This is a genomic window from Paenibacillus harenae, assembly GCF_030812415.1.
Taxonomy (GTDB): Bacteria; Bacillota; Bacilli; order Paenibacillales; family Paenibacillaceae; genus Pristimantibacillus; species Pristimantibacillus harenae_A.
On sequence record NZ_JAUSST010000001.1, the window covers coordinates 265,412 to 277,307 of the forward strand.

Below are 11,896 nucleotides of genomic sequence, written 5' to 3' on the forward strand. Positions count from 1 at the left end.
ATAATTAGAAGCTTGAAACAAAAATAGACGTCAGGCGCAGAGCCTGACGCCTATTTTTGTTTCGTTAGATGAGCTTATGCTCATACCACTTCTTCCCGCGGAAGCGCCAGAGGAAGATCGCCCCGCGCACGCCCCATTCGCCGTTCATCGCTATCCAGACGCCCATAATGCCCCAGCCGGCCGTGATCCCTAGCAGATAGCCCAGGATGACGCGGAACAGCCACATGCTTAGCATCGAGGATATGGAGGTGAACCGAGAATCGCCTGCTGCCCGCAGTGCTGACGGCAAGATGAAGCTCATCGCCCACAGCGGAACTTGCACGATGGCCGTCAAAAGCAGCACCCAGAAAATATCGTCGACGATCTCGCCAGGCGGATCGAACAAGCCAACCAATAAGTGATAGAACGGCATTAGAATAATGCCCGTCAACACTAACAGGAAAGAAGCGATCCACAAAAAGGATCGGACGAACTTGCGCGCATCCTCGATATTGCCTCGTCCGATGCACTGACCGACCACGGTAACGATCGTCAAGGATAATGCGGCGGCCGGAATTTGCAGGACGCCAGTGAGCACGGAGGCAATCGCATTCGTCGCGATCGCATAAGTGCCAAGGCTGACGATGAACACTTGGGTCAGCAACTTGCCTCCGTTGAAGAACATCTGCTCCGCGGCGAACGGCAATCCGATGGACATCATTTTTCTCAGCATCGTCAAGGGGACGTGGAACATATCTCGGATACGCAAATGCATCGTCTCGTCCATTTTGAACAAATAGTAGATCGCGCAGGCCGCTCCGGCGAATCTAGCTATATTGATCGCAATGGTCATCCCCATGACGCCCATATGGAGCATCGTTATGAACACGATGTTGAGCAGCACGTACAGCAGGTTCATAATTAAAGAAAGCGCGAGTGAAGCCCGGCTCTTCCCGACTCCTCTAAGCGCGCCGCAAACGGCTTGAACGATCGCCAGGCCAAGGAACGAGATGCCGCTGCCGATGAGATACACTTTAGCGCTGTCCAATACTTCCGCCGACGCCGATCCGAACAGGAGTCGAAGCAGCGGATTATGCAGCGCGATAATGAGCAGTCCGATTACGAGAGACAACATGGAGACGGAAGCGATGCTGCCCGTCGTGGCGCGAGCAACCATCTGGTCGTTCCCGCTCCCCTTATATTGCGCCACGACGACCGTACCCCCGGTTGCTACGGCAACGAAAATATGGATCAGAAATAAGTTCAAGGAATCGACCATATTGACCGCGCTCACCGCCGAAACGCCCGAGGAGCTGATCATCGCCGTGTTGACGAGGTTCAGGCCGACGATGAATGCCTGATCGATTAGAATCGGAATATACAAACCGATGATCTGCTTGTAATCCATCGACTCGCCTGTCAAATATTTATTCAAATAAGCATTCATCTGCGTTCGCAATCTAAGCGGTATCAATCGGATCACATTCTTTTCTATGGAAGTTAACGAAGACACTAACAGCGCTGTTAGTGTCTTCTTATGATTGCCGTGTTATCTACGATTTCAATAGCTTCTCAAGCGTTGCCGTTATCATTTCATGGTCCAAATGGCCTTCCAGCCCGGATACGGCAATCGTTCCGACAGCACCTGCATTCTTAATCAGAATCGGGAAGCTGCCGCCTTCCGTTGCGTATTCCATCGGATCGAGATATTCGCTGTCCTTCACATTCGTGTTCCAGGATTTGTACAACACATGCATATAATAGGAGCTATGCCCAAAATGTTTGACAACGTTATTTTTTCGCTCGATCCAACGATCGTGACCAGCGCCCGTTCCATCCATCTTGGCATGGAAAAGCAGCTGTCCGTTCTTTCTAATATCGACGGCGATAAGCTTGTTCTCGCTCTGCGCTTTCGAAAGTATGGCGCTTCCGATTTCAACTGCCGTCTGATTCGTGAAGGCGGAGAACTGTAAATCGGATTCCTGCTGCAGCAATTGTGCTAATAATCGCTCATAATTATTCTCCAAATGAAGCCCTTCCTTCTTTTCGCTATGTAGTACAACCCTATACATTATACCTTTTTAGCCGTTAAATCGGAAGGAAAATAGAAATCGGTATATGAATCTATCATTACAAACCTATTTTGATCTATTCAACGCACTCGTCCAATCGAATCTATCACCACTCGAATAAACTGCATTATCTTCTAAAGAAGGAGGAGATAAGAATGGGATACTACGTTAAAAAATGCTTTAAACCAGTGTACAAAAAATCGTGGAAGAAATTGCACTCCGGCTACGGCAAGAAAGAAACTTTCGGCTGTAAAAAAGAGCGTCCTTCCTACGGAATGAAAGAACATTCCTGCTACGGCAAGAAAGAGCATCACTTCTACGGCAAGAAAGAAACTTTCGGCTGTAAGAAAGCGCATCACTTCTACGGCAAAAAAGAGAGTTCTTGCGGTATGAAAGTTCAGCCTTGCTGGAAGAAAAAAGAACATCACAGCAAATGGAAGCCTTATTGCTAATGTTCTGAGCGGGGGAGCCTGATCATTCAGGCTCTCTTACATAGAGAGCAGGGAATCGATATCGATCTCCTGCTCTCTTTTTTGTATTTTTAGCCTAATATTGTTACAATATTTAACGTAGTGCCCATAACCTAATTAGATTAAAGGAGCGATTACAATGTCCGTCGACGTGTATCTGAATTTTAACGGCAACACTCGTGAAGCGGTAACTTTTTATGCAGAGGTGTTTGGTTTGGAACAGCCGCATATTATGACATTCGGCGAGTCGCCGCCGCACCCGGATTATCCTCTTCCGGATGAGGCCAAGAACAACGTTATGCATACGAGACTTAACATCTACGGAAGCAATGTCATGTTCTCCGATGTGTTCCCGGGCATGCCGTTCACTCAAGGCAATAACTTCAGCCTCGCTCTCGTACATAAAGATCCGGAGACCATCACGTCTGCGTTCCATAAACTGAAGGAAGGCGGCACTGTCGTGATGGAGCTTCAAGAAACGTTCTGGAGCAAATTATACGGCAGCGTTCGCGACCGCTTCGGCATCGAATGGCAATTCAACTTGGATTCCGGTGAGACTTTCGGTTAAAAGATAACTTTAAGCTGCCGTACAACGATCATGCCCCGACAAATGCAATAAAGGCATTTGTCCCCCTGCAAACACCCAATCCGTACGAACATGCGGTGCATAAGATATGGTGTACTCAATACGCAAGGAGGTGCATGAATAATGTCCGGTTATGTTGGCGGTGCCTTCACGAACACGGGTACGATCCTGGTTCTCTTCATTTTGTTGGTAATCATAGCTTGCAGCTGTGGAGTATTCGGCGGCAGATACTAAGACGAATACCTGAATAAGTGACATTAAGAACCGAAACAAACAGGGAAACAGTCCGCTCCCCTTCCGAGGAACGGACTGTTTTTTTGTTGCTATCGCAAGTCCTGCCAAAAGTTAACCGGCATCATGTCTGAACGAAGCGGTTCAAAGCGGTATCCGGCATCGTGAAGCCTTGCCAAAAGGCTAGGCATCGCCGCTATCGTAGTCGGTCGGTCGTGCAGCAATACGACCGGCGCCTCGCCTTCCTTCTGAATTGCCGCCACTTCGCTCATTACGTGACGAATCATTTTGCCGGAATCGGTTCTGTACTCCCAATCCTTCGAATCGACATTCCAATCCCATAGGTGATACCCTGCAGCAGCAGTTGCATCGCGGTACTTATCCGTAAAGTAAGGCTTGCTGCCATACGGCGTTCGAATTAACGTCGACTTCACGCCCGATGCGCTTAGTAAATATTTGTTCGCATGTTCCATTTCCAAGTACGCGGATGAAGGAGACTCATAGAACTTGTCCTTCACATGCGTCACTCCGTGCAGAGCCGGCCGATGTCCTTCCTTGACAAGTCTCTTAACGGATTCCGGATATTTTATTATGCCATTGCCTAATAAAAAAAACGTTGCCTTTGCTTTATATTTGCCTAGTATATCTAGTAACTTTGGTGTGCTTCCTGTTGGCCCATCGTCAAATGTCAAGTAAATAGGTTTGCGGGCCGCCTCAATCGCGGCTAGACGCGATTGCTCGACCAACCTTCTCTCTTGCTTAAGAAACTGTTCGTCGCTCAGTTCGGCATCATTATTTTTAGCTCGAATAATAGGAGCTTCGCTATAGAGAACATGACGATAGCCGAAGCTGGTTGTGATAAGCGACAGCGGAATCATCAATCTGTCATGTCGCGTGTACGTTTGAAGCCGTATGATTTCCCCAGTAACGGAAACGGCATATTTCTCGCCCGGATTGATAATCAACTTGGTACCGCCTTTTTCGAGAAGAACTTGGTTGTCCTCGAGTCGCAGATCGATTTGCATCGCATTCGCTATGACTCTGGCAGCTACATAAATGTTGTTCGAATGCGCTTCGGGCGGCGCATTGCCAAAGTCGATTACATTGTCGTTAACGGCTATATACGGAGGTAAGCTCCCTGCCGCATGGACATTATACGTCTGCACGAACATCCATGCTGCTCCAATAATCAACAATAAAATCCATCGTTTATACCTTTTCATGACTCTATCCCTCCTTTTCTATCCATACCCGATCGCAATAGATACGAACCACTACACGCATACCATCGGCTGTGCATAGAAAAGAAGGCTGTCTTCGTTCACGAACGGCGAACAAAAACAGCCTTTTGCTTATTTGTCAATAGGGGTTACAGCCGGAAACTTCAATGTCACCGTCGTCCCTTTGCCCGGTTTGCTCGCAAAGCTAATCTTTCCGCTCATAGCCTCAACGATCCTGATCGACACAAGCGTTCCTAGGCCTGTACCGCTCTCTTTCGTCGTGAAGAAGGGAGTCCCGATATTCGCGATCGTCTCCTCCGACATGCCAGCCCCCGTATCGGCAACCTCGATGACGACCGTATGCGCATCCCTGCTGCCGCTAACGGTGACGGTGCCCGATTTGGTTATTGCTTCAACGCCGTTTTTGATCAAATTAATAATGACCTGCGACAGCTTTGTCTTATCGGCCGTTATGTAAAGCTCCTTGTCGGCGAAGCTTATGACAAGCTTGATCTCGACATTTTTGATGAGGCCGTAAGAGTACATCATTTCAACCGTATGGTGCAGAAAATCCGGTACATAAACCGTCTCCAAATGTTCGGAATGCGGCTTGGCGAGGTTCAAATAATCCGTAATGATAAGTTCGGCACGCTCAAGCTCCGAGAGCGCGATTTGCAAATAGTTTTTTTTGCTCTCATCGGCATTCTCCTTGAACAATTGAAGGAAGCCCTTCACTACCGTAAGCGGATTCCTTACCTCATGCGCTACGGAAGCGGCCAATTGGCTGACGATCTTCAGCTTTTCATTTTGTTCCAGTTCATGGCGCATGGCCTGCTTCTCGATCATATTTTCGTACAGGAGAGACGCTACGATTATACTGAAAAACGAAAGCAACTCCATCATGATGAAGTGAATGACACCGTCCGCCTTCAAGCTTAACTCATAACGCATCAACGACGCGTAAAAAAATAAAAGGCAACTAATGATCGCATTCGAATATAACGTAAGCCATATGCCCGTATAGACCCGTTTTTTTGGACTATAAGCGTAAAAAGATTTGGCGATCCAAAAACACGGAAGCGCAAACAGGATAAAGACGGCAAGCGCGAAAACGATATCGTCGCCTCCAACCGCGATGCGGAAGACGAACATCATTGCCAAGGCCGTTATCCCAGACCAATAATGGCGTCCCCCATATAAAATCGCAAGTATAATCGGAATAATCCGCAAGTCCCATTCAAACCCGTCAATAACCGTAATGGACAAGGACATGCACAGCACGGAAGACAAACCGAATAATAGACCGTTCATTATGTAATAAAAGTTGTTTCTAGCATGGCTTCGTTTGGTCGCATAAAAGAATTGATTAATGAATATCGGAAACAATATGATAATGACGTGGATTAACAATTGGTTCATCATAGCCAGAATATAGTACCTCCCATATCCAACCCATAGATATAGTAGATCTAAAGTACCGCCTCTATCAAAGATATAATATCATATTTACACCAAATAGAAATCCGCTTTAATAAAAAAAACGATGAAATTTGTAGAAATTAAAAATGCCCATGCAAGCAGATTCGCTTGTCTGGACATCTCCGCCTCAAGCTAGTAGTAAATTTTCTCGTCCCGCTTCTCCTTCAATATCTCTACCGCTTCGCGGAATCGAAGGGAATGAACGATCTCGCGTTCTCGCAGAAACTTCAGACTGTCCTGCAGGTCAACATCGTCCGTTAAATCAATCAACCATTGATAAGTAGCTCTTGCTTTCTCCTCCGCAGCGATATCCTCGTAAAGATCGGCGATCGGATCGCCTTTGGCTTGGATGTAAGAAGCGGTCCAAGGAACGCCGGATGCGTTTTGATAGAACAATGCATTGTCATGCGCAGCGTAATGATCGCCGAGCCCTGCAGCCCTTAGCTGATCCGGCGTGGCGTCCTTCGTCAGCTTGTAGATCATCGTGGCGATCATCTCGAGATGCGCGAACTCCTCCGTCCCTATGTCCGTCAACAATCCGATGACTTTATCCGGAATCGAATACCGTTGATTCAAATAACGCAGCGCTGCGGCAAGCTCGCCGTCCGCCCCGCCGTACTGCTCCATCAGAAACTTCGCCATCAACGGATCGCATTTGCTGACTCGAACCGGATACTGCAGTTTTTTCTCATACACCCACATCGACTATCGTCCCTCCTTGACCCGATCTCGCTTACCCGTGCAATCAACCAACCCGTTTCACACTTGCCAAGGCCAAGGTGCATCGTTCCACTGCCAAGGCGCCCCGGAATAGCTATGTCCAAAATTCATTAACGGACCGTACATGGATTCGAATTGCTGGGCGAGCTGTCTTCTATTCTGCGAACAATGATTAAATTGTTGGATGGCTTGCGTATCCCAGGGATGCGTATCTAAATACAAGTTAAGCTCTACCAGTACAAAATCGACGGCTTGCAGCTCGTGGAGCAGCCTGTAATACTCTTCATCCAGTTGCTTCTGCATCGTTATCACCTTCTTCGATTCTGGATTGCTTGGAGCTGTAAGGACTGTACAGAGCAGGCCATAACGTGCCGAGTCTTAATGCATCGGCCGGCTGGAATTGCTGAAGATTGGGCGGTTGAAATGGAATGAACAATTGCGGAGGTACATTATAGCTCTTAATCCGAATCGGCGGGCATGGATCAAAAGGACCGATATAAGGCGCATAATATCGTACCTGATCGTCTTTCACGTTCGCAGTCTCCTCTCGCGCTTTGGACTTCGGAACAATATATGATCAACGGCTTGGCAGTAATGACCAAAAGAAAAAACCGTCCACGGTACCGAAGCCGCAGACGGTTGGGATATCATTCCCTCATAAAGTTGTATCATTCCGCTTTAAAATTTTTGCAAACGATAGGTGTAGCTGCAGAACTTGCATCGAAACAACACGCTGTCATCCCCGAATATTACGGCAAGCCGATCCTCGTCCTCCACCTCGACGTACTCTCTCCCCTGCTCGTCCCGATCTCCCGTGGCGAAGAACCGGGTCGTATTGCCGCATTCGCATTCAAAGCTCATCATTGGTATGTACACCTCTTTACTTTTTGTTTGCCAACAGCATTACAGCCTGCGCAACGGATATAACGGCTAGTCCAGCCGCAAAGCCGCCGATAATGTCCGATGTGTAATGGACGTTAAAATAAACGCGGCTAAGCCCCATCATCGCTATGACGATAACCGCAGCCGTACAGACAACCCATTTGATCCCCTTGCTTGCGGATCGCGATTGCGCTGCGGATATTGCAATCATGCCGAACATAACGATGGCCAGCATCGCATTCCCGCTTGGAAAGCTCGCGCCGTCAGCGGTGATGCCCCAGGCGTCCTCCGGTCTAATTCGGTCAAACCCTTTTTTCAATAAAGTGTTAAGGATAAATGCAGCCAATACCGATCCAATGACGGATACGCCCCTCCATATTCCTTGTCTCCAAGCAATGAGAATCGAGGCGAGAAGTGTAATGACTGCGATGGCCGCGGTCGACCCGACATTAGAGAACGGCTTGAACAACGAAGTTGCCGTATCGCTTCTTAGGTTCGCCATTGCCCGCTGAACGCTTTGATCCATCCCGCTCCCTCCGCTGCCCGGCAGCGTTAACGCAAGTAACGCGAAGAGCGCGACAGCTGCCGTTAGTACGACAATCCAACCTTTCAACTGCTTCTGGATAAATACCAGCCTCCAAATCGTTCGTTTCATTGATTCATAAGGGTTGCTTCGATATAATAATCGATGACATGATTATAATACAAATTTGAAGTCAGGGAAGGGTTACGAACTAACATGTATGTAGCAGATCAATGGAGAGACTATGAAGTTATAGATACGGGCGGCGGCGAGAAGCTCGAACGCTGGGGCAGCCATATTTTGCGCCGGCCCGATCCGCAAATCATATGGCCGATCGCCGATGAAAGCGGACTATGGAAGAAGCCTGACGGGCACTACCATCGCAGCAACTCCGGCGGCGGACAATGGGTGATGAGCCCAGGGCTTCCCGAACGTTGGACAATCTCTTACGGCGAGCTGTCGTTCCATATTAAGCCGACCAATTTCAAGCATACCGGCCTGTTCCCGGAGCAAGCGGTTAACTGGAGCTGGATGATGGACAAGATCCGTTCGGCCGGACGCCCTATACGCGTGCTTAACCTGTTCGCCTATTCCGGCGGAGCAACAGTAGCGGCTGCAGCCGCAGGCGCGGACGTATGCCATGTAGACGCAGCAAAAGGCATGGTGCAATGGGCGAAGGAAAACGCGCAGCTATCGGGGTTGGACTCCGCTCCCATTCGCTACATTACGGATGATGTGTTCAAGTTCGTACAGCGCGAACAGCGCCGAGGCCGCCAGTACGATGCCATCATTATGGACCCGCCATCCTATGGCCGCGGACCGAACGGCGAGACGTGGAAGCTGGAGGAGAATCTATTCCCGTTCCTTCAGTCCTGCATGACGATACTGTCTGATAAGCCGCTGTTCTTGCTCATTAACTCCTACACGACGGGATTGTCCCCTTCCGTCCTGCACAATTTGCTTCATATTACGATGAAGTCCAAGTTCGGCGGTGAAATCAACTGCGGCGAGATTGGACTGCCGATTACCAAGTCCGGCCTGAACTTGCCCTGCGGCATCTTGGGACGCTGGGAGTCCAACTAATGTCTATCCCCATCTTATTCGAAGACAATCATTTGCTCGTCGTCGAGAAGCCTCCCGGCATTCCCTCGCAGGAGGACGAGACGGGCGATGCGGATATGCTCACGCTTCTGAAGCAGGACTTGAAGGAGCGTTACAATAAGCCCGGCAACGTATTTCTCGGCCTCGTCCACCGGCTGGACCGCCCCGTGGGCGGCGCTATGCTGTTCGCCAAGACGTCGAAAGCTGCTTCGAGGCTGTCGGAGAGCATCCGAAGCCGCAGCTTCGGTAAAACGTACGTATGTATCGTACAAGGCATTCCCGCCGTGCAAAACGCGACGCTTAAGCATTACATTCGTAAAGATAACAAGCGTAATCAAGTAACGGTCTATAACCAACCTGCCGAGGACGCCAAGGAAGCCATCCTCTCCTTTGAGGTAGCCGCTGCATCCGGCAAGCACGCGCTTGTCGCTATCCGTCTGCACACGGGGAGGCCACATCAAATAAGAGCACAATTGTCTCATATCGGCTATCCGCTCGTTGGCGATTTGAAATATGGTGCGGCCAAGACGGCAGGCATTAGCGACATCGCTTTATGGTCAACTTCCATCTCGGTGGAGCACCCGGTTACGAAAGAAGATTTATTGTTCACCTCCTCCCCTAGCGGTTCGGCTTGTTGGGACTGGTGGTCGAACGATCAGTTGGCGCGCGCCTCCAGTCTTCTTATTACGCCTGATAGGAAGGACTAGCCTGCTATGCGACGTAAGCGATCAAGACAACGGTTATGGATTTTTCAATCGATATTGCTTTTATTGGCGGCAGCGGGAATTTTCTTCATCTATTGGAGTTTTACGAGCGGTGGTTCGGACGTAACCGAGCAGCCTGGTCAGTCGCCCGCCGTTATTCATGATCGGACGCCTGAACCTGCCGAGCAGCCTACCCCCGCACCGACAGAGCCCCCGCAGCCTGTATTTTCGGAAGCCGTATGGATGGCGGTAGGCGATATTATGATGCACTCGCCGCAACTGCCCGGTTCTTACGACCAAGCGACGAAGAAGTATAACTTCAATCCTTTCTTCACGGAAGTAAAGCCGATTCTCGCAGAAGGCGACTGGGTGATTGCCAATCTGGAGACGCCGGTTGCGGGCGCAAAATATGGCTATTCCGGCTATCCAAACTTCAATGCGCCTTCCGAGCTCGTAGAGGCGCTGCAAGGAGCCGGATTCAACCTGCTGACGACAGCCAACAACCATTCCCTCGATAAAGGCGAAGGAGGCGTGCTGGGCACGCTGGAGACGCTGAAGGGCTACGGCATGGAGCATACGGGAACGGCTTCCTCTCAGCAGGAAGCGGATCAATTGCTTATCGCGGAGAGAAACGGAATCAAGATGGGGCTGATTGCTTATACGTACGGTACGAACGGCATACCGATTCCGACCGGAAAAGATTATTTGGTTAATTTGATAGATGAGCAGAAGATTATCGCCGATATGAAACGGCTTCGCGAAGCCGGTGCAGATCTCGTTACCGTATCGCTCCACTTCGGCAACGAATATCAGACGCAACCTAGCGAAGAGCAGAAGCAGCTTGCCAGATCGCTTGTCGCAGCCGGAGCGGATATTATTGCAGGCTCTCACCCGCATGTGGTCCAGCCTTACGAAGTCGTAGAAACGTCCGATGAGAACGGACGTATTAGAAAAGCACTCATCATTTATTCCATGGGCAACTTTATTTCGAATCAGCGCGGCGATTCCAAAGACTATGGCGTTATATTCAAAGTGCAATTTCGCAAAAACATGAACGAAGGAACGGTGGAACTGACCGAAGTCGAATCCATCCCTACCTGGGTTCACCGCTATAAGCCCGACAAGGCGTTCCGATACCGGGTATTGCCGCTTGAGCAGACGCTTGCCGCCGCAGCCGATCCGTTGCTGACGAAAACGGAATTCGCAACGCTGCGGAAAGACTATGAAATGCTTCGCAAACGGCTTGACTCCATGAAATAGGCATTAAGAACAACGAAAAAAGCTGCCCCATTGGGGCAGCTTTTTTCGTTGTTCCCTAGATCATCTATGCGTTAGCTACTTTGCCCAGCAAATAGACAAGCAGTTGTTGATTATGCGCCGATATGCGGTCCAGCGATTGCCCGATCATTTCGCCGCGAATAGCGGATCCTCTCTCGGCTTCGGCTCGTCCTTTTTCCGATACGTTCACCCAGACGATTCTTCGGTCATTGTCGTCTCTCGTACGTACAATCAATTCATTTCGCTCCATGCGGTCCAGCAGCGTCGTAATCGCAGCCGGGGTCGTCGCCAAATATTGAAGCAGGTCAGAAGGTTTCATCGGTTGATGCTGCATGAGCAGCTCAAGCACATTCAACTGGCCTTCCGTTAATGGAGCAAGCGATTCTTCCAAACTGTTTTTCCACTCGCGCGACAACTTCGTCCACAACTTGGTAAATTCATCGGATACCATTTTCTCACACCCGCCTCCTGCCAATTTTCACCTATTCTCCTTTTATTATAGCAGTCTTCCATGTCGAATTAAAGATTAATCCAATTAATAATTTGTGCGATTAATCGATATATTTTTGAACGTTTTGACAGCATTAGACATACAATGTGACGGAGGCCCAGTACTGCGCGAGAGCCTCTGGTTCCTAAGTCGGTGGCAAC

The 11,896-nt window shown here is 49.3% G+C and carries 16 protein-coding genes; 6 read left to right on the forward strand and 10 right to left on the reverse strand.

Annotated elements, in window-relative coordinates; genetic code table 11:
• Nucleotides 1-64: 64 nt before the first annotated feature.
• Nucleotides 65-1,453, reverse strand: coding sequence for an MATE family efflux transporter (locus tag J2T14_RS01160; protein WP_307466984.1), 1,389 nt, complete (start codon nucleotides 1,451-1,453; stop codon nucleotides 65-67).
• A 79-nt stretch (nucleotides 1,454-1,532) separates the two neighbouring features.
• Nucleotides 1,533-2,006: a heme-degrading domain-containing protein gene (locus J2T14_RS01165; RefSeq protein WP_307466986.1), complete on the reverse strand. Its 474-nt coding sequence runs from the start codon at nucleotides 2,004-2,006 to the stop codon at nucleotides 1,533-1,535.
• 200 nt (nucleotides 2,007-2,206) lie between these two features.
• On the opposite strand from J2T14_RS01165, the gene J2T14_RS01170 reads away from it, so the two are divergent.
• The 3 genes from J2T14_RS01170 (at nucleotide 2,207) to J2T14_RS01180 (ending at nucleotide 3,341) form a co-directional block, all read left to right on the forward strand.
• Entirely contained in the window at nucleotides 2,207-2,503 is a 297-nt protein-coding gene (locus J2T14_RS01170) for a hypothetical protein (protein ID WP_307201416.1), read from the forward strand.
• Between the two features lie 157 nt (nucleotides 2,504-2,660).
• A complete protein-coding gene (locus tag J2T14_RS01175) occupies nucleotides 2,661-3,089 on the forward strand; it encodes a VOC family protein (RefSeq protein ID WP_307466989.1) in 429 nt (142 codons plus the stop codon).
• A gap of 141 nt (nucleotides 3,090-3,230) precedes the next feature.
• Nucleotides 3,231-3,341, forward strand: coding sequence for a YjcZ family sporulation protein (locus J2T14_RS01180; RefSeq protein ID WP_307201420.1), 111 nt, complete (start codon nucleotides 3,231-3,233; stop codon nucleotides 3,339-3,341).
• Between the two features lie 89 nt (nucleotides 3,342-3,430).
• Here J2T14_RS01180 and J2T14_RS01185 read toward each other — a convergent pair whose 3' ends face one another.
• The 7 genes from J2T14_RS01185 to J2T14_RS01215 form a co-directional block, all read right to left on the reverse strand.
• The gene (locus tag J2T14_RS01185; RefSeq protein ID WP_307466992.1) at nucleotides 3,431-4,561 is read right to left on the reverse strand and encodes a polysaccharide deacetylase; all 1,131 of its coding nucleotides are present in this window, start codon (nucleotides 4,559-4,561) and stop codon (nucleotides 3,431-3,433) included.
• Between the two features lie 129 nt (nucleotides 4,562-4,690).
• The gene (locus J2T14_RS01190; RefSeq protein ID WP_307466995.1) at nucleotides 4,691-5,980 is read right to left on the reverse strand and encodes an ATP-binding protein; all 1,290 of its coding nucleotides are present in this window, start codon (nucleotides 5,978-5,980) and stop codon (nucleotides 4,691-4,693) included.
• A gap of 189 nt (nucleotides 5,981-6,169) precedes the next feature.
• Nucleotides 6,170-6,739 carry a manganese catalase family protein gene (locus J2T14_RS01195; protein ID WP_307466998.1) on the reverse strand — a complete coding sequence of 190 codons (570 nt, stop codon included), beginning with the start codon at nucleotides 6,737-6,739 and terminating at the stop codon, nucleotides 6,170-6,172.
• Nucleotides 6,740-6,796: 57 nt separating this feature from the next.
• Nucleotides 6,797-7,060 carry a spore coat protein CotJB gene (locus J2T14_RS01200; RefSeq protein ID WP_307201429.1) on the reverse strand — a complete coding sequence of 88 codons (264 nt, stop codon included), beginning with the start codon at nucleotides 7,058-7,060 and terminating at the stop codon, nucleotides 6,797-6,799.
• Nucleotides 7,041-7,289: a spore coat associated protein CotJA gene (locus tag J2T14_RS01205; protein ID WP_307201432.1), complete on the reverse strand. Its 249-nt coding sequence runs from the start codon at nucleotides 7,287-7,289 to the stop codon at nucleotides 7,041-7,043. The genes J2T14_RS01200 and J2T14_RS01205 overlap by 20 nt, the downstream gene beginning before the upstream one ends.
• A 146-nt stretch (nucleotides 7,290-7,435) precedes the next feature.
• On the reverse strand, nucleotides 7,436-7,621 hold the full coding sequence (locus J2T14_RS01210; RefSeq protein WP_307201434.1) for a hypothetical protein: 186 nt from the start codon (nucleotides 7,619-7,621) through the stop codon (nucleotides 7,436-7,438).
• 16 nt (nucleotides 7,622-7,637) lie between these two features.
• Complete coding sequence (locus J2T14_RS01215; protein ID WP_307467001.1) at nucleotides 7,638-8,294, reverse strand: phosphatase PAP2 family protein; 657 nt, start codon at nucleotides 8,292-8,294, stop codon at nucleotides 7,638-7,640.
• Nucleotides 8,295-8,378: 84 nt separating this feature from the next.
• Here J2T14_RS01215 and J2T14_RS01220 point away from each other — a divergent pair, with 84 nt between their 5' ends.
• Genes J2T14_RS01220 through J2T14_RS01230 form a run of 3 tightly spaced genes read left to right on the forward strand, consistent with a single transcriptional unit; the run spans nucleotide 8,379 to nucleotide 11,227 of the window.
• A complete protein-coding gene (locus J2T14_RS01220; RefSeq protein WP_307201439.1) occupies nucleotides 8,379-9,245 on the forward strand; it encodes a class I SAM-dependent methyltransferase in 867 nt (288 codons plus the stop codon).
• The gene (locus J2T14_RS01225; RefSeq protein WP_307467004.1) at nucleotides 9,245-9,970 is read left to right on the forward strand and encodes an RluA family pseudouridine synthase; all 726 of its coding nucleotides are present in this window, start codon (nucleotides 9,245-9,247) and stop codon (nucleotides 9,968-9,970) included. Before J2T14_RS01220 ends, J2T14_RS01225 begins: the two co-directional genes overlap by 1 nt.
• A gap of 6 nt (nucleotides 9,971-9,976) precedes the next feature.
• Nucleotides 9,977-11,227, forward strand: a complete 1,251-nt coding sequence (locus tag J2T14_RS01230; RefSeq protein ID WP_307467007.1) for a CapA family protein — start codon at nucleotides 9,977-9,979, stop codon at nucleotides 11,225-11,227.
• 64 nt (nucleotides 11,228-11,291) lie between these two features.
• On the opposite strand, the gene J2T14_RS01235 is transcribed toward J2T14_RS01230, so the two are convergent.
• The gene (locus J2T14_RS01235) at nucleotides 11,292-11,696 is read right to left on the reverse strand and encodes a MarR family winged helix-turn-helix transcriptional regulator (protein WP_307201444.1); all 405 of its coding nucleotides are present in this window, start codon (nucleotides 11,694-11,696) and stop codon (nucleotides 11,292-11,294) included.
• Nucleotides 11,697-11,896 lie beyond the last annotated feature (200 nt).

Bases quoted from the DNA above. Each gene is read 5' to 3' on its own strand.
- J2T14_RS01170 (WP_307201416.1), top strand. From the start codon at position 2,207: ATGGGATACTACGTTAAAAAATGCTTTAAACCAGTGTACAAAAAATCG.
- J2T14_RS01175 (WP_307466989.1), top strand. From the start codon at position 2,661: ATGTCCGTCGACGTGTATCTGAATTTTAACGGCAACACTCGTGAAGCG.
- J2T14_RS01180 (WP_307201420.1), top strand. From the start codon at position 3,231: ATGTCCGGTTATGTTGGCGGTGCCTTCACGAACACGGGTACGATCCTG.
- J2T14_RS01185 (WP_307466992.1), bottom strand. From the start codon at position 4,561: ATGAAAAGGTATAAACGATGGATTTTATTGTTGATTATTGGAGCAGCA.
- J2T14_RS01190 (WP_307466995.1), bottom strand. From the start codon at position 5,980: ATGATGAACCAATTGTTAATCCACGTCATTATCATATTGTTTCCGATA.
- J2T14_RS01195 (WP_307466998.1), bottom strand. From the start codon at position 6,739: ATGTGGGTGTATGAGAAAAAACTGCAGTATCCGGTTCGAGTCAGCAAA.
- J2T14_RS01200 (WP_307201429.1), bottom strand. From the start codon at position 7,060: ATGCAGAAGCAACTGGATGAAGAGTATTACAGGCTGCTCCACGAGCTG.
- J2T14_RS01210 (WP_307201434.1), bottom strand. From the start codon at position 7,621: ATGATGAGCTTTGAATGCGAATGCGGCAATACGACCCGGTTCTTCGCC.
- J2T14_RS01215 (WP_307467001.1), bottom strand. From the start codon at position 8,294: ATGAAACGAACGATTTGGAGGCTGGTATTTATCCAGAAGCAGTTGAAA.
- J2T14_RS01220 (WP_307201439.1), top strand. From the start codon at position 8,379: ATGTATGTAGCAGATCAATGGAGAGACTATGAAGTTATAGATACGGGC.
- J2T14_RS01225 (WP_307467004.1), top strand. From the start codon at position 9,245: ATGTCTATCCCCATCTTATTCGAAGACAATCATTTGCTCGTCGTCGAG.
- J2T14_RS01230 (WP_307467007.1), top strand. From the start codon at position 9,977: ATGCGACGTAAGCGATCAAGACAACGGTTATGGATTTTTCAATCGATA.
- J2T14_RS01235 (WP_307201444.1), bottom strand. From the start codon at position 11,696: ATGGTATCCGATGAATTTACCAAGTTGTGGACGAAGTTGTCGCGCGAG.